Here is a 15,976-nt window from a genome sequence, read left to right as displayed (position 1 = left end):
GTTTTTCGAGCAGAACCGGTGGAGGTCCGATGCAATCAGAATCGATAAGGGCGCGGGACCTTGCCTTGGTCGATATCCGGGATGGTGTGACCCAGCTTGGGCTGGGCGAGGCTGTCCTGCTCCGGCGGAGCCTCCCATCGGACATCGAGGGAACGATCTATCGACCGCTGCTTTGCCTGATTCTGCAGGGGGCGAAGGAAGTGTCTGCAGGCACCATGTCCGTTCATTGCCCGGCGGGAAATGCCATCATTGTCAGCCACGATCTGCCGGTTCTGTCGCGCATTACCGAGGCGTCGCCGGATGCGCCTTATACGGCATTCGTGCTGCCCATCGATCTCGGCCTTTTGCGTCGTTTTTTCGACCTCGTCCCCGACTTTCCGGATGACGACGAAGACCTAGGGGCGCTTACCTCGCAACCTGCAGAGCCGGAGTTGATTGACGCAGTTGCGCGACTCATCGCGCTTTCGCGGGATGATGCCGCCGCGCCGCTGCTAGGTCCGATCGTCTTGCGGGAGATCCACGCGCGGCTCCTGCTTTCGGCCCAGGGGGCTATCCTGAGGCGATTTTTGCGCCGGGAGGATCCGTCAAAGCATGTCGCCCGAGCCACCGCGTCCATTCGTGCGTCCATCGATGAGCCGCTGTCGGTTTCCGCGCTGGCCGAACACGCGGGTATGAGCAAGTCTTCGTTCCACGCACATTTCAAGGCGGTCACCGGTCTGACCCCGGGTCAGTATCAGAAGGATATTCGCCTTTTAGAGGCTCGCCGTCTCATCATTGAAGGGAAGGACACCATTTCCGCCGTTGCTTTTGATGTCGGATACGAAAGCCCAGCACACTTCAGTCGGGACTACGCACGAAAGTTCGGGCGTTCCCCGCGTGAAGACCGCACTGGCGGGCGGCAGACCGTCGCGGTTGCGGAAACCGCTTGATGCCATCGTTGAGCGCGGTCTCGAGCGTCACTCGCTGAATCCCAAAGCGATTGGGGTCCACCGGCGCCTTCAGGCAAAAGCAACTGCGATCAACTGGCACGGTCTCAGATCCGTCCAGAAGTTGCCACACCCGATGGACCAGACGCCGGTCGTGCACTAACAATCATATCGGATCACTCAGGTGGGGCTGATCAAGACCAATCGCCCTCGGGTGACGTCCTATGGCAGCCGTCGCGCATCGCAGGGCGGCCAAGTCGGGCAGCCGAGGCATCAGAGGAGTGTGGCATATTGCGGATCTGTGTCGTGGGGCTTGGGTATGTCGGCCTCTCGAACGCCGTTATACTGGCGCAGCACAACGACGTCGTGGCGGTCGACACTGATCCCGGACGTGTGGCAAGCGTCAGCCAGCGCGAAAGCCCGCTCGGCGATCCAGAGTTGGCCTGGTTCCTGGCAAACGAAGACCTTCGGCTGACAGCCACGATGGACCTTGCCGCCGCCGCGCAAGGCGCGCACTACATCCTGATCGCCACGCCGACGGACTATGATCCGGCCAGCAACTGCTTCGACACATCGTCGGTCGAGCACGTGATCTGTTCGGCGCGCGCGATGAACCCCGACGCGGCGATCGTCATCCGTTCGACAATACCTGTGGGCTTCGTCGAACATATCCGGGCGCAGCTGAATACGCAGCAAGTCCTGTTCAGCCCGGAATTCCTGCGCGAAAGTCACGCCCTCAAGGATTCGCTGCACCCGTCGCGGATCGTAGTCGGCGAGCGATCATCCAGGGCTCGGACCTTTGCCAATCTGCTGTGCGAGGGCGCGCGATCCACAAACATTCCCGTTCTGCTGACGAACCCTCGGGAGGCCGAGGCGATCAAGCTATTCTCCAACGCCTATCTTGCGATGCGCGTCGCTTTCTTCAACGAACTGGACAGCTTCGCGTTGGCGCGCGGCATGAACTCTCGCCAGATCATCGAGGGCGTGGGGCACGATCCCCGGATCGGCGATCACTACAACAATCCGTCCTTCGGCTACGGAGGTTACTGTCTTCCGAAGGACACGCGGCAGCTACTGGCCAGCTATTCCGAGGTTCCGCAAAACATGATCCGCGCGATCGTGGAGGCCAACCGCACCCGGATGGATTTCCTCGCCGACCGGATTTCCGCCCTGGCGCCAGGCACCGTCGGCATCCACCGGCTGGTCATGAAGGCGGGCAGCGACAATTATCGCCATTCACCGGTTCTGGACATCATGAGCCGGCTTCGGGACCGTGGGATCGAAATGCTGGTCCACGAGCCGCTATTGAGCGAGGACAGGTTCATGGGCGCCCGCGTGATCGAAGATTTCGCGGCATTCAAGGAACTCTCTGATGTCATTATCGCCAACCGCGTGACCGCCGCTCTTGCCGATGTCGCGGACAAGGTCTTTACCCGGGACATTTTCGGAGAAGACTGAAAGTCAGGCTTTGCGGGTGACAGCCCATAGCTCTTGGGTCAGTATTGCGCTCTGTGGTCATGTCGAAGTCCGGTGCGTTTCTCAGGTGGTGAAGGCGCATGTTCCAAAGGTTTTACAGCTACGCCGAGGTGCGCAACCTGCACCTTGAGCCAAGCGCGAAATGCCAGGCCGCCTGCCCGATGTGTGGCCGGAACATCGCCGGCGGCCGCACGCGCGCGAACCTTCCCCTGAAGGAAATCGCGCTTGCCGAGTTCGTCGAGTGGTTCTCCCCAACCTTCCTGAGGCAGCTGTCCACGCTGACGTTCTGTGGAAACTTCGGCGACCCGATCATCGCGCAAGACTGCCTGCCGATGCTGGAGCACGCGCGACGGATGAATCGCCGGCTGCACCTGAACCTGATCACCAACGGAAGCGCACGTGCGAAAAGCTTCTGGTCGGACCTCGGCGCGCTTGGCGCGCACGTTCATTTCGCACTGGATGGCGCCACCGCGGAAACGCACCGCCGTTACCGACGCCACACACGATTCGAAACGATCCTGGAGAACGCCTCAACCTTCGTGGATGCCGGAGGCCGGGCAACCTGGGACATGCTGGTCTTTGCCCATAATCAGCACGAGGTAGAGACCGCCCGCGCGATGGCACGCAAGATGGGTTTCGAACGCTTCGTTCTGAAGTCCACGACCCGTTTCAACGGTCCGGAACACAGAGTTCTCGACGACGACGGGCAAGAGGTCGACCGCCTGCACCCCAGCGATCGCTTTCCCGCACCCGCACTTGCCGCGCGGCCCGACCGCGAGGCTTTGGCGACCTGCCCGATCCAGTGCAAGGTGATCCCCCAGGGTTCGGTCTATGTCGCGGCGACGGGACATGTCTTTCCCTGTTGCTGGCTGGGTGCGATCCTGCACGACAAGCCGGGGCTGCCCGACAGCCGGAAGTCATCCGCCGCCCACAAGTCCTATCACGACCTTGTCGCCAGGATCGGCGAGCACCGCCTGAACCTACGAGAAACGCCTCTGCCGGTCATCATCGAGCGATACTTGCCACACTTTACGCGCGCATGGGGGCCGGGTCGGGAACGGCTTGTGAAATGCGCGCAGATCTGTGGGCAGACGGGCATTGACGCGTTCAACTCAACCTATGTGTCTACGGATGAATTCGGTCCATCCACAAGCTCGGCCGCCTAACGACGGATCATCGCCAGTTCCGAGATGTAGCTCGCGGCAGCGTCGGCGCCGTTCAACGGATCAAGAGCCGCGCAGGAGCGCGACAGGCTTTCGCGAACGGCGGGATCCATCATCGCCTCGATCTTCGGCGCCAGATCATAGGGATCAAGGATGCGCGCCGACATCGCCAATCCCCCCATTTCGGCATAGCGGGCGCGCAGCCACTGTTCGTCCTGTTCGGGGTTCTCGTTCGGAACAAAGATGGTTGGCAGCCCTGCGAAGAGGTTTTCGTGATAGGTATTGTAGCCCGCCGTGGATATCGCGAAGTCGAAGGCTGCCAGGTACCGAGCTATGGGAAACTGGCGCAGCACTGCAACGCCAGGAGGAACCTCGGTCGTCCCATTTCGGATCAGCCACTCGGCATTGACCACGGCCGTCCCCGGATAGCGATTCAGCGCGGCGATCGCGGCGTTGCGAACGGACGACAGGTCAAAGTTGTTTTCCGAACCAAGCTGCAGCAGAACCGCCGTCGCGTCCGGATCCAGGCCCAGTTGCTTGCGTGCGGCTTGGCGATCCAGTCCTTCTCCGTGACGCAGGTAGCGGACGGGCGGTACGGTGATGGTTCGCGTCCGGCTGCCGCGCGTCAGTCCGCGGTCCATGACGCTGGCCAATTCTCCCGGCTCTATGACCGCGTCAAAGGCGGGTTCCTGCTCCAGGTGGTGCGCGCCAGCGCCCGGCGCCCACATCGCTCGCCTTTCCCAGACCTTCCACAGCTCTTGCCGCCCGCTCAGCGCCGCCACCAGCCCCGGATAGGGCACGTTGCCGTCGAAAACGAAGACCTGAGGCCGATGGAAGCCAAGGATGTCGTCCATTTCGCGCGCAAGAAATCCTTGCCAGCGCTCGTAATCCATGCCGACCGATTTGTGGTAGGGCAGATACTCGGACTCAATACCTTCCGCCTCGCATACGCCGAAGGCCTTGGATAGCGTCACGACCACGGGACGAACACTCGGGGGCAAACGCCGCGCGACAGCGAGCGCACGTGTGAGATGCCCCATACCGACACCGTTCGAGGTCAGGAACAAGGCCTTCGCCGCCTTTGCTGCCCGCGCCGGCAAGGCGGTCATCGGCGCCGGCGCTCCTATGATCCGGCGCACCCGCGCCACAGCCGTTTCCGGGCCATAGGACTCACGAATGATCGCGAGCGCACGGGAGGATTGCCGGGCGTAGACAGCGGGATCGCGGTGCAGCGCCAGCACGGTCTCGGCCACCCCCTTGGCGGGACAATAGACAGCCGCTTCGCCGAAGACGTCCCGGAAATGCTCGGGCAAGACCGCAACGGCGCCCGATGCGATCGCCTCAAGTATGGCGCGTCCGAAAGCCTCGATCCAATCGCGGCCATGGAAGTGAACGTAGTAGTCGATGCTGCCAAGGAAACGCCGCACCGGTTCGGCGTTGAAAGGCAGAACCTCCCAGTTCCCAGGGCGTTTGCCCACGACCGCGTCCTGCTCCGGCCCATAACCCATGAGCCTGACACGGATGTCCCGGTGAGCCGGATAGGCTGCCAGGAAACCCGATCTGTCGTCGGGCCATTTCTGTGGATCGGGCCGTCCATGCCGGCCGACGACAGGGACAGCGGGCAAGAACCCCGCGCGCGCCAGCTGAAAATCCGCGGTGTCCAGAACGTTGACCCAGTCTTCCGAGGTCAGGTCAGGTCCTTCAGAAAGCCCTTGGAAAGCCGCGCGCACCTTGGGCCCCACCGGTGCCCAACGCATGGGGCCGAACAGAAGCCGCAGATTTCGATCGATCGCCTGCCAATCGTAATTCGGCACGCCGTGCGCGTCGACCGGCGGATGATGCACGACCATGCGAAATTCGTCTGCGACAATCCGAACCGGCTCGGCGGGAAGCTCGACGTAAAGCTGTGGGTGGTGCAGGATGCATAGACTTGCGCGAGGCACGACACCCGGATGGACCAGCGCGATCCGATCGTGCCCCAGCACCGCTTGCAAGGCCGGATTGACCGGATGCGGAAAGTTCAGGACGCCGCCTTTGACCGGCAGGATGCCGACTGAGTAGCCCGCCCCTGCCAAGGCACGAACCTCTGAGGCCATGGCCGTCGCGGTACCGCCGGGAAACCGGATATCGCCCAGGATCAGGACGTCAAATTGCACGACATTCCAGCGCGATAGACTTGAACATGCGAGTAGAGTGACCCAAGGTGCGTAAGATGTCCACGACAGTCTGCTGGGAATACGCACATGGCCCTGCTCAGTCGTTTCCGTGAGGCAATGGAGGCCGGCCGACAAGCCGTCGCCACCAGCGATTTGCGCAGAACGCCCGAAGGTGTCCCGCCCATACCGGACGCCACGGCCGCCCTCGCACTGGGTTTCGACTGCGAGACGGCGCAGGTTCATGCGGCGCTGCGTCAGTTGGGAAAGATTACGCTTCTGATCACCGCGTCGCGCGATCTTGCGCTGTATCAGACGCCCGGCATCAGAACCGAGTTCCTGCCGTTCACCGACAGTTCGAGTGCCCCCGAACCCGACTCGGCCCGTGTCCTTTACGCGGCAAGACGCCTGGGGACCATCTGCGAGAAATGGCACATCAGCGCGCTTTGTCCGCTCGGATCCGCAAGTGAGGCGGGGCTTTTGGCAATGCGCGCGTCGATTGCCCGGCTTCCGCCAACCGAAAAGAAGACCCGCCTACGTTAACAAGTTGTTTATCTCGCGAAAATCCGGCACCCTGTCATCGCAGCGAGGGGAATGAAAATGGCAGCCGTTTCGCGTTGGATCATTTTTTGGCGCGCCTTCTTGGTGACCCTTCTTTTTGGCAGTTCGGTTTCGCCCACCGGAGCACAGACGAACCAGACCGACGAGGCCGACTGGCTACTGGCGCAAAAATCCTGTTCAGCGGAAGGATTTCGCTGGTATCTGCGCCGCAATCCTGCCGGCCAGCATCTTGCAGAGGCGGTGACGATGCTGACGACTCTGGGCGTGCGCGGCGCGGCTTCGGCCGCGGTAGAATGTGAACCTGTAACGGTGCCTGCCGCGCCATCTGCCGTTCTTTCGGCAGGATCTGGGGGCAGTCTGTACTGATATCGGGCGGGAAAGGGTCATTCATGTTGCTTCGGGTCATACCTGCGTCACGCGCCGCCATCTTGGGCATGACCCTTCTGGCAGCCGCCTGCACGATGCCTGATCCCAAGGACCCCTCAAGCTTCCAGCAAATCCCCACCACTCTGCGGTACGAAGCGCCGGTATCCCAAGGCGAAGACGGATCCTATTTCCGCGTTGCCGGAGCCAACGGCGAAGAGGCCGTTACCGGAATCGCCCAGAGATTGACGGACGCCGGATACGCGAAACTGAGCGTTGATGTCAGGGCAGGAAAGGTCAGCGGCACCACGACCTCGTCCGACGTCCTTGATTGCGGTACGTTCGAAGTGGCGACAGGCGGCCATCGCGCCCGGCTTGGCGGCACGACCGCCGACTCCGCACTGCCGGCCGGTTCCGATGGCGACGGCGCACTGGACCGACGGCAGTTTTCTTCCCGCTCCAGATTTACCGTGCATGTGGCGCAACTTTCCGACGGCTCTGGGTTTGCCGCGCGCGTCACCGAGCGCCACAGGGTGCAGGTTGTACGGACCTCGATCGCGGGCGATCACCCCCCCAAGAAAATCCGGGCAGAGTTCACCGGAAAGGAAGCGGGCTCTCTCGGGCCGCAGGAGACGTGCCGGTCGTCTGGATCAATCCGGCGGGTACTGACCCAGCCATAGCCAATCGCCGGCGGCGCGCAGTATCCGGGCATTCCGGTCGCCCTCTTTCGTGCCATCCTCGGCAAGCTTGGCTGCCCTGCCATAGATCTGCGCCGGAGGCATCTGGAAGCAGAGATCGCGGATGATCCTGCATTCGCCCGGCGTGAGAACGCGAACTTCAAAGTCCGTTTCCAGGCGGACGCGGCGGGCGGAATCCGCCGCCGCAAGACGCGCCGCTTCGGCGTCTTCAATCCATGCCGCGCTCTGTTCGGAAAGGCCAAGAAGTGCGGCGCAGGCGCCAGCGATCCACGCATAGCCGTGCGGGGCGTCGGCACCGAGCGAGGCACTTATTTCCAGTTCGCGCCTTGCCTGCGCGTCGCCGGGCATCGCCAGGCGGGCCGAGATCGAAGCATGTGCATTGCGGAAGGTGGTCTCTCCGGTCGCATTGACGTACCACTGCGCCATCGCCTGCGGGACAAGGGACACATCCGGCGCGGCGCCCCATTGGGAAGCCTTTCTCAGAAGCAGGTCACACGGCCAAAGCTCTGGCCCATGCTCGGCGTCAAACTCACCCGTCACGGAGTTCCGCGACAGGAAACGCACCGGCCTGCGCTTTGCAATGTGAAGGTGATCCGGACGCGCGCCAGGCAAGGTCGAGTAGGGCAGAAGGTCGGGTCCCATCACGAACACCCAATCGGCCGCGCACCCCTCCAGCGCCCGAACCAGCGCGTCCGTGTCCGCAGCATCCATGAGGCGCGCATCAGGGAAATAGCTGTCCATCCTGAGAGCAACGGCCCGGGGCGCCGGATCAGGCGAAAACCAGAAACATGGATATGGCGCCTGCCCTGTCATGCCGGTTGTTGCCCAGCCGCATCGGGGTCGAAGCCCCGCGCGCGCGACAGATCCTTGAGCATGGCGATCTGCGAAGGGTCTCTGCCAGGCTCGCGCTCTGAAAGGAAGTTCGCCAGATGCCATGGCGCAAAGCGATCTTCGAGCTCTACCGCGCGCTCGTAGTGATAGAGGGCCTTGGCCGTGTCCGGCACGGCACTCCGCTCAAGATGGTGCATGCGCGCCAAATTGTTGTGCGAGGACGCCAGATTGTAGGCGACACCGATCTCGAAATGCTCCTCCGCGCGCGCGGGATCGCGTTTCAAGTCCCGCCCCTTGTCGAAAAGGACGCCGACTATATCCATCATGCTTGGAGAGCGATTCTCGTAAATATGCCCAACGATGAACCGGCTTGCGTCGGCCTCGACCTCTGGCACAGTGAAGGCAAGTTCCTCTTGGAGCCGCCGCGCAAGGCCCCGCGCTTCGTCTTCGACGCGCCCGACATCCCAGCGGAAGCCCGTCATCGGGCAAACTGCCGAAACACCCGCGAAACGGGGGGCCACCATGTCCTCCCACAGCGCACCGAACCAGCGATAGTCGTTGATCAGGGTCACGTCCCAATCACCGAGCTGCGCCATGAGCACGCCAAGGCGCGCGCCGTAGAGTACCCAGATGCCGTTCGGAGCGTGCCGGCCGAGGCTGCCCCAGACCGTCACTCGCTGACGGTGCCAGGATGGCAGCCTTTCTGAGAAGCCCTTTCCGACGCGCAGAACATCTCCACCCGAAGCCAGTCTGGCGCCTTCACGGAATCCGCATCGGAACGCATGAAAGGGCGTCTGCGCCGGATGGGTCGTTGAATACATCCCGGGCAACAGAATGCGTTGTCCCGTGGCCCCCTGGGCTCGAGCCTTGCCAATGTCATGATCGATTGATCTTTGGCCGGAAGGTGCGGCTTCGTGGGTGCGCATCCGCTCGACCAGTCGCGCCGGCCAGCACTTCACGGATCCGTTGCCGTAGCTCAGGCCGTTGACCCCGTTGCGGCTGGACCATTCGATGCGGCAAGTGTCGGTCAGGAATTCCTCGGGGATCTCGACCTCGGCGAACTCCGGTTGAACCAGGGTGTCGCAATCAACCGTCACGAACCAGCGCGTTCCCGCGGCCTTCGCCGCCGCCTTGTGGCAGGCATCCAGCCCCAGAACGCCTTGCACGCGCAGCGCCTTGGGGAAATTGCGGCGCAGGTCCGCGAAGTAGGAATCCGCCCATGGCTCATCCAACGACAGGAAAACGATGGGAAGGTCACCGGCTTTCACACGGACCCTCCTTGGCGGACTGGCCGGCCCCGCTCACTCGTTCACCAGGTTGAAATCCAACAGCCCGTACTGAGCGATCCAATTGGCCGCGATCCTTTCGGCCTTGGCAACATCTTCGGCGCTCATGTTCCTGGCCAGCGCGTCCCGTTTCTCGGTCGCTTCCTTCAGGTTTTCATCCGACGCGATCGTATCGCGCAACTTCGCCGCCTCGATTGCGATCGTATAGTTCGCATATGCCTCATGCACATCCTTTTCGGTCCCCTCGCCAGCCGCCAGCATGTCGCCGATCTGGGTATAGGCACCCAGGAAGTTTCGCTGCGCGGAAAGACGGAAGTAGGCAAGGGCCTGGCTTGGATCCGCCTGGACGCCCCAGCCTTTTCGAAATGCGCGGCCCAGGTGATAAGCCGCATAGGGGTTGCCCAGTTCCGAGGCCTGGGTCAGCCACTGAATGCCTTGGTTGGTGTCCTCGGGTATGCCGTCGCCGCGCATGTAGGCCATGCCGAGATTGTTCATCGCGTCCGTCTTCCCGTTCGCGGCGGCTGCCCTGTAGTACTTCATGGCCCGCGCTGGATCCGGCGGAACGCCTTCGCCCCTGCGATAGATGTCTCCAAGAGCGGTCAGCGCGCCGGGATAGCCGGAATAGGACGCGATCTCGAGCCAGCGGCGCGCTTCGGAAAACGACTGGGGAACGCCCCAGCCCTGCTTGTAGTAGCCCGCAAGAACAAGCCTCAGCGGCGCGTTGCCCATCATCGCTCCCTTGCGAGCGTAGTCGGCGGCCTTGGTCAGATCCTTCGGCACACCCAGTCCGAAGCGGTACAGTTCCACAAGCCCGGCGTACGCGGTCGAACTGCCCAGGGACACCGCCTTGTCGTAGAAGATCTTGGCTTCCTCGTAGCGCCCCTCCAGCCGCAAGACGCGGCCGAGAAGCGCGTTGAGCCGTGGGTTTTCAGGATCGTCGGATACAGCGGAGATACAGGCCCGCAGCGCTGCCCGGGTGTTGACCAGATCGTGCGGAACCGGTTCGACCAGACCGTACACGTCGCCGATCCCCGTCGCCAGGACATCGCATCCGCTGATGACTGTCCCAAGGCCGCCGGGCACATCCGGATTCGGATCGGGCACGCCCAGGTCCATCGGCGGCAAATCCGGCAGGCCAGATCCGCGCAAGAGCGACACCTGCCTCAAGGCCACGGGCGCCAGTTCGCTATCGGAAAAATCCTGTGCGAATTGCTCGAAGTCGTTGACGTCCGAACTGTTTGAAATCGTTTGCCAGGCCGTGGAGGCAAGCGTGATCGGCCCGGCAAGGGCGCTCTGTTCCTCTTCCGACAGCGCGATCGCCGCGCGTGGCTGGATGAACAGCGCGGATTTCGTGTTGTCGATGAACCAGGGCGTCTGGGCCCCATCCGTCGCAAAGCGAACCTTGGCGCGAACCAGACGCAGGATGTCGCGGATGTCCTGTCCGGGGCCATCCAGGATCGAGGCCAGAGCCGCCGTGAACGGACTGTTCTTGCCTGCCCCGTCCAGCGCCACGGCTCCGGGCGCGGTCGAATAGGCGATGATCGTGTCTTCCGGCGCGTCGACCAGCGCCAGCCCTGTACCGAAAGCCTGGTCCTCGCCGAACGGCGAATTGCGGCAGGAATCGAGAATGACCACAAGTTGACCGATCCCGGTCGCCTTGAGGTCGCGCAAGAGATTGTTCAGCGCAACCGTCTGCGTCTGAAGAAAGTCCGCGGCCCTCGGGCTCATATCCGCGGGCAGGATGTAGTTGACGCCCGCTTGCTGAAGACCGTGGCCGGCAAAGAAGAACAGCCCCAGTTTCGCCCCGGCCTGCTCGGCCGCGATCTGTGCGACTACTTCACCAAGGTCCTGTTTCTTCGCATTTTCCAGCAGGTATACGCGAAATCCCATGTCATTCAGCGAGGCCGCCATGGTGCGTGCGTCATTGAGGGTATTGGCAAGGCTGGGAACCGCGGGATCGTCGTAGACCGCGTTCCCCACCACAAGCGCCCAACGCTCCGCCGCGCGGGCACCGCCGGATACGGCCACCGCCCATGCCAGCATGAACAGAACTGCAATTCCCAACCTTGCCGACTGGATGATCAAGACGTTCTCCTTGGTCCCGTTCCTCGCGCTCCACCATTCGTGCCTGACTGGCACCCTACCGACCGGCACGACATCAGACTCAGCGTCTCAAACCCCGTAATCGAACGCAAGAATGTCCTCGCCGAATTCGTGCAGCAAGTAGTCCATGTCGTCGTTCCGCAGATCTCGCCGCTCAAGCGCCAGGAAAGGCGCAGCATTATGATGGCCAATTTCCAGCGGGATGCCCAGCTTTCTGCTCAGATCGCTGACGCGAAGTGGAAGATCCTCGAGCCGGACGCAGTCGCGCACCCTCACACGCCCGTCCAGGCTACGGACCATGTCAACCTGCGGCAGAAACGATCGGTCAGAGCGCGTTTCGGGTGCGCGTATGAAGTCGCCGAAGCGTTCGTGTTCAAGAAACGCCGCAGTGATGGGCCAGCCCAGGAACGGATCGCGCTCGACCGCAACGGCAAACTCCTCACTGTGATCACGACGGTCCAGGACAAACTTTGCAAGTTTCGCGCGGCTGAAATCCCTGCGGCGCGCGGCGAAGCGGCAAAGCGACGCTAGAAAATTGTACATCGACACCGCCCGGTCGAGCGGGTGGCGGACCAACGCGAAACTGTAATAGCTTTCGAACAGGTCCGAGCCACAAACAAAGGCAATTTCCTCAGCCGACGCATGATCGAACAAGCCATGCGCGTCCCGGAACGCCTGGTTGGCGGCCCGACCAAGAGGAGTGCTGCCGAGGATGACATCGTTCCAGCGCAAGTGGGGCGCTATAGCCAGCTCCATGCTGCTTCCACCGGTCTTGTGGATGTGAACGAAAATGAACCTTCTGCTGTTTGCGACAATCATTCGCTGCCCGCACTCCAAACCTTCGGATCTGCGGCCTGCGCGAGCGATGGAGGAGGCCCGCGCCGGCAATCCAATGTAGTGATAGTATCTGCCGCCTCCGACGGTTCCTAGTGCAGTTCAGCCAACTCTATGGAAGCCGATCACATGGAGGACTGCAAACGCCATTCCCCAAGAGCTCTCATTTCCATCTCGGGCGCATCCCTTCATTGCTCTGATCCCCAACCTTGGACCGCCAGAAGGCAGAGTTTTCCGGGGATCAGATCAATCGCTCGGCTAGCGCGGGTCATGTGCCGCCAGCCGGTTCATGAGCTCTTTCGGGGGATGTTTCCGATCGAGCTCTGTGGGCGAACCACCGGCGCCTCTAGCGACGTATGCTTCCGAGCAAGACCAGCTCTGCAACTACTGCCAGGACCATTCGGCAAACTCGGTTTCCGCAGGCGAGGTGACGACGCGATATCAGGTAGGCATGGGAAATCCCGCCCCCCCCCCGGATTGCCGCTCGGCCAGGAACCGTCGAACTGATGCGATCGTAGGAAGGCAATGGGCGCCTTCGTGATGCGGCCTGTGTACCTTCGGCGGTGATGGACCGCTTTGCTATCGAGCCACAGAGTTTTCTGATAGATTCCATTCTGCGATGGCTCTATCGCCTTTCCATCTCCCAAACGTTATGCTGCGCTGCAGAATGCATTTTGGAGGCTTGGCGTATGGGCGGTCAAATCATCTGTGTGGCGCAGCAGAAGGGGGGCGCGGGCAAGACAACGCTCTTGACTAACTTGGCAATCGCTTTCCTGGCGGAAGGAAAGACCGTTGCCCTACTCGACACGGATCCCCAGGGAAGCCTTGGCAAATGGCTGGATATTCGCGAAGAGACCCTGGGGGAAAATGCGAACCTCCAGTTCGCGACCGCGACCGCCTACGGGATTTCGCGCGCGATCCGAGGGCTCGGTGGCGTGGCGGATGTCATTCTGATCGATACGCCACCCAAGGCCGACAGCGATGTTCGTTGGGTTTTGCGCGAGGCGGACCTGGTGCTTGTACCGGTCTCTGCCAGTCAGGCTGATGTCTGGGCGACCCATGATCTGCTGGACCTGGCAAACCAGGCCAAGAAACCAACGTACATTGTCATGAACCGCACCCGTGCAGGAACGCGCGTCGGCGAAGATGTAGCCAAGTCCGTGGCGGAGCTTGACGCAATACAGTTGCAGTCATCGCTGACAAACAGAGTGATCTATGCAGAAGCGCTAGGCAGCGGCCTTGGTGTGATTGAGGTAAAGAGGACTGCTTCCGCCTCGGACGAAGTGCGTGCGCTCGCCCGCGAGGTGTGTGCCATTCTGGAATCGTAGATCAGCGCTGCGCAGGCGCCGGGGTTCCCCATCCAGGGCGTTCCCGATACCGGGGTGGAGCCACAATCAGGTTCTCGCACTCAGTTCGGAAGACTTTCAGGGGTAAGGACCAGCCAGATATTAGGTGCGCTGTCGACTGGACTTTGCGCCTGCAAACGTGGGCATCCCGAAGATTGATCACTGCCCTTGAAGCAACCGGCAAGTGACTGTTCAGCTCAGGTGCTGGCCGTGACGACATTAGACACATGTGGGAAACGCAGTGCAGGTCCATCCAGATACCCACCAAGGCCCGCCAGGAACGCCTTGACGGCGCGTTCCACGCCGCGATCGGAAACGCCAGAAAGCTTGTCGCCGGTATGCATTCCCCCCATTGCGCCTTCCGCGAACGCCTTGGCGTCGGGGTGGCACAGGGTCAGGGTTACCGAATTGACCTCGACATTCTGAAATCCTGCATCCTCGAACAGGATCCGAAGGTCATCTGCGTCCGGCAGGCTGCAAATCGCACGGACGGCAGCCCCCGCTTCCTCTCCGACATGCGCGTCGAGCGCAGCCGCCTGCGCCCGGAGCATGGGATTGACGTCAAGCTCTCTCTGCACGCAGAACGCGACGCGGCCACCGGGCTTCAAGACCCGTTGCAACTCACGCAGCGCTGCTGGTCGATCGGGGAAGAACTGCAGTGCCTGCTGGCAGAAGGCCAGATCGAAGCAATCGTCTTCGAAAGGCAGCTCGGCTGCGTCGCATTCAACCCAGGTGGCATCAAGACCTGCCTGAATCGCGACCGTTCTAGCGACCTCCAACATTTCGGCGCTGTGATCGGCCCCGGTAAGACTTCCGAACCTGGGCGCCAGTTTTGCCACTTGCCTCGTGACGACGCCCGTACCGCATGCAAGGTCCAGAATGTCTTCCCCTGCCTTGGGATCGGCGCGCCGGATCAGTTCCCGGGCCCAGGGCTCAAAGATGATCGGAACCAGCACGGACTGATAGCGATCGGCAAACGTGGGTGACTTTTCCATCGCCGCTTCCTTCAGTTTTTTGTTCGCTCGATGACTACCTTGTGCCGCGAACTGCCCAAGCCCGAGCCGCGAGCAGGATCCTGCCATCGGGATCCGTTGGCAGGATTTGGGCAAGGCGGGTCCTGAGAGCCTCGCGCCGGTCGTCATCAAGCGATACGCAGTAGCCGGGCGCGGGACCCACACCCGACAGGAATGGCCGCCAGTAGTCCTCGAAATCCTCGAACGGCGTTACGATGTCGATAGCAGTTGTCGAAACGTTGCGAAGACCCGAGGATGAAAAGAGGGATTCCAGCGCCTGTGGACGGCAGACTGGAAACCGGACGCCCTCATCCATTTCCCTTGCGTGTTGATCAAGGGCAACGGCCGCGTTCCAGAAGTACCGCATGAACTGAACATGACCGGCATAGTCCCACACATAGGCCGCGACTTTTCCGCCATCTGCGACGCATCGAATTATTTCGGCCATTGCGCTCTGCTTGTCCGAAATGAAATTCAACACCAAACCGGAGACAGCGTAGTCGACGGCCCCGTCTTCGAGCGGAATTTCTTCCCCGGAACCTTGCAGGAACCGTGCCCGCGGGTCGTCGGTTGTATCGCGTGCGAGCGCGACAAAGCCCTCTGACGGTTCGACGCCGATGACGGACTTCGGATCGCAGGTCTGAAGGATCTGGGATGTGAGAGCGCCAGTGCCGCACCCGAGATCCAGCCAATTCCGTCCGGGTGGCGGGTTCAGCCATGACAGGAAACCAAGGCCCACCCTACGGCTCCACCTGCCGACATACATCTCGTAGCCGTCGCCGTCGATCCACTTGTCCTGCATGGTCTTCCTCGTCTGTCACGCGAAGCCCGAAAACAGACTAGCACAGACACCTCATGAAGTCGCGCTCGCACCCCAGACAGCTACGCCGCGCGCTGCGCACCTCCAGGTCACGCACCGCCAATTTCGGGCGCAAGCATTGGCAAAGTCGCATAGGCCCCTTGCCGCGGCTCAAGCCGGATGCCGGTATCGCGATGCAACTCCCTACGGCGGACGTCGCGCGAAATATCGGCTCCTTGCTTGGCTTCCCCACTGGCCAAGGTCAGGTCGCGAGGCCATGAAACACCATGGACTTCGTGCCCGATGGCCTCATACTTCTCGGATCGCTTCAAGCATCAGATGGGTTGCTCGATATGCGCCCCCGTCATTGATGCGGACAAGGTCGATACGGCGCGTGCGCCGAAGCGTCAGCTGTCTTTCGACC

At 61.9% G+C, this 15,976-nt stretch carries 14 protein-coding genes; 7 read left to right on the top strand and 7 right to left on the bottom strand.

From position 1 onward, the window contains the following. The first annotated feature begins 29 nt into the window (after positions 1 to 29). From OEW28_RS08765 to OEW28_RS08755, 3 genes are all read left to right on the top strand, one after another. Positions 30 to 929, top strand: coding sequence for an AraC family transcriptional regulator (locus OEW28_RS08765; RefSeq protein ID WP_263734313.1), 900 nt, complete (start codon positions 30 to 32; stop codon positions 927 to 929). Positions 930 to 1,217: 288 nt separating this feature from the next. Beyond that, positions 1,218 to 2,384, top strand: a complete 1,167-nt coding sequence (locus OEW28_RS08760; RefSeq protein WP_263734312.1) for a nucleotide sugar dehydrogenase — start codon at positions 1,218 to 1,220, stop codon at positions 2,382 to 2,384. Between the two features lie 98 nt (positions 2,385 to 2,482). After that, positions 2,483 to 3,568, top strand: coding sequence for a radical SAM protein (locus OEW28_RS08755; RefSeq protein WP_263734311.1), 1,086 nt, complete (start codon positions 2,483 to 2,485; stop codon positions 3,566 to 3,568). Here OEW28_RS08755 and OEW28_RS08750 read toward each other — a convergent pair. Beyond that, on the bottom strand, positions 3,565 to 5,721 hold the full coding sequence (locus OEW28_RS08750) for a glycosyltransferase (RefSeq protein WP_263734310.1): 2,157 nt from the start codon (positions 5,719 to 5,721) through the stop codon (positions 3,565 to 3,567). The two genes, OEW28_RS08755 and OEW28_RS08750, sit on opposite strands and share 4 nt — an antisense overlap. A gap of 87 nt (positions 5,722 to 5,808) precedes the next feature. Here OEW28_RS08750 and OEW28_RS08745 point away from each other — a divergent pair, with 87 nt between their 5' ends. The 3 genes from OEW28_RS08745 to OEW28_RS08735 are packed head-to-tail and all read left to right on the top strand — an operon-like array spanning position 5,809 to position 7,322. Further along, a complete protein-coding gene (locus OEW28_RS08745) occupies positions 5,809 to 6,261 on the top strand; it encodes a hypothetical protein (protein ID WP_263734309.1) in 453 nt (150 codons plus the stop codon). Between the two features lie 57 nt (positions 6,262 to 6,318). Continuing rightward, a complete protein-coding gene (locus tag OEW28_RS08740) occupies positions 6,319 to 6,645 on the top strand; it encodes a hypothetical protein (protein WP_263734308.1) in 327 nt (108 codons plus the stop codon). A gap of 23 nt (positions 6,646 to 6,668) precedes the next feature. Continuing rightward, on the top strand, positions 6,669 to 7,322 hold the full coding sequence (locus tag OEW28_RS08735; RefSeq protein WP_263734307.1) for a hypothetical protein: 654 nt from the start codon (positions 6,669 to 6,671) through the stop codon (positions 7,320 to 7,322). On the opposite strand, the gene OEW28_RS08730 is transcribed toward OEW28_RS08735, so the two are convergent. From OEW28_RS08730 to OEW28_RS08715, 4 genes are all read right to left on the bottom strand, one after another. Then, complete coding sequence (locus tag OEW28_RS08730; protein WP_263734306.1) at positions 7,293 to 8,081, bottom strand: hypothetical protein; 789 nt, start codon at positions 8,079 to 8,081, stop codon at positions 7,293 to 7,295. The genes OEW28_RS08735 and OEW28_RS08730 overlap by 30 nt on opposite strands. 68 nt (positions 8,082 to 8,149) lie before the next feature. Next, positions 8,150 to 9,439 (bottom strand): SEL1-like repeat protein, encoded by a 1,290-nt coding sequence (locus OEW28_RS08725; RefSeq protein ID WP_263734305.1) that lies wholly within the window; start codon positions 9,437 to 9,439, stop codon positions 8,150 to 8,152. A gap of 33 nt (positions 9,440 to 9,472) precedes the next feature. Next, positions 9,473 to 11,542, bottom strand: a complete 2,070-nt coding sequence (locus OEW28_RS08720) for a caspase family protein (RefSeq protein ID WP_263734304.1) — start codon at positions 11,540 to 11,542, stop codon at positions 9,473 to 9,475. Between the two features lie 87 nt (positions 11,543 to 11,629). Beyond that, positions 11,630 to 12,379, bottom strand: coding sequence for a sulfotransferase family 2 domain-containing protein (locus tag OEW28_RS08715; RefSeq protein WP_263734303.1), 750 nt, complete (start codon positions 12,377 to 12,379; stop codon positions 11,630 to 11,632). A 704-nt stretch (positions 12,380 to 13,083) separates the two neighbouring features. Here OEW28_RS08715 and parA point away from each other — a divergent pair. Further along, entirely contained in the window at positions 13,084 to 13,722 is a 639-nt protein-coding gene (gene parA / locus OEW28_RS08710; protein ID WP_263734402.1) for a ParA family partition ATPase, read from the top strand. 215 nt (positions 13,723 to 13,937) lie between these two features. Here the strand turns inward: parA and OEW28_RS08705 are convergent, their stop codons facing one another. Together OEW28_RS08705 and OEW28_RS08700 are read right to left on the bottom strand one after the other, a co-directional pair. Continuing rightward, positions 13,938 to 14,735 carry a class I SAM-dependent methyltransferase gene (locus tag OEW28_RS08705; RefSeq protein WP_263734302.1) on the bottom strand — a complete coding sequence of 266 codons (798 nt, stop codon included), beginning with the start codon at positions 14,733 to 14,735 and terminating at the stop codon, positions 13,938 to 13,940. A 34-nt stretch (positions 14,736 to 14,769) separates the two neighbouring features. Further along, complete coding sequence (locus OEW28_RS08700; protein ID WP_263734301.1) at positions 14,770 to 15,555, bottom strand: class I SAM-dependent methyltransferase; 786 nt, start codon at positions 15,553 to 15,555, stop codon at positions 14,770 to 14,772. Between the last annotated feature and the right edge of the window lie 421 nt (positions 15,556 to 15,976).

Source organism: Albidovulum marisflavi, from assembly GCF_025751435.1.
Classification (GTDB): Bacteria; Pseudomonadota; Alphaproteobacteria; order Rhodobacterales; family Rhodobacteraceae; genus Albidovulum; species Albidovulum marisflavi.
The sequence above is the reverse complement of the archived record's forward strand: the minus strand, read 5'-3'. Positions and strand labels throughout refer to the sequence as shown.

Bases quoted from the DNA above. Each gene is read 5' to 3' on its own strand.
- OEW28_RS08745 (WP_263734309.1), top strand. From the start codon at position 5,809: ATGGCCCTGCTCAGTCGTTTCCGTGAGGCAATGGAGGCCGGCCGACAA.
- OEW28_RS08735 (WP_263734307.1), top strand. From the start codon at position 6,669: ATGTTGCTTCGGGTCATACCTGCGTCACGCGCCGCCATCTTGGGCATG.
- OEW28_RS08730 (WP_263734306.1), bottom strand. From the start codon at position 8,081: ATGGACAGCTATTTCCCTGATGCGCGCCTCATGGATGCTGCGGACACG.
- OEW28_RS08705 (WP_263734302.1), bottom strand. From the start codon at position 14,735: ATGGAAAAGTCACCCACGTTTGCCGATCGCTATCAGTCCGTGCTGGTT.
- OEW28_RS08700 (WP_263734301.1), bottom strand. From the start codon at position 15,555: ATGCAGGACAAGTGGATCGACGGCGACGGCTACGAGATGTATGTCGGC.
- OEW28_RS08715 (WP_263734303.1), bottom strand. From the start codon at position 12,379: ATGATTGTCGCAAACAGCAGAAGGTTCATTTTCGTTCACATCCACAAG.
- parA (WP_263734402.1), top strand. From the start codon at position 13,084: ATGGGCGGTCAAATCATCTGTGTGGCGCAGCAGAAGGGGGGCGCGGGC.
- OEW28_RS08755 (WP_263734311.1), top strand. From the start codon at position 2,483: ATGTTCCAAAGGTTTTACAGCTACGCCGAGGTGCGCAACCTGCACCTT.
- OEW28_RS08740 (WP_263734308.1), top strand. From the start codon at position 6,319: ATGGCAGCCGTTTCGCGTTGGATCATTTTTTGGCGCGCCTTCTTGGTG.
- OEW28_RS08765 (WP_263734313.1), top strand. From the start codon at position 30: ATGCAATCAGAATCGATAAGGGCGCGGGACCTTGCCTTGGTCGATATC.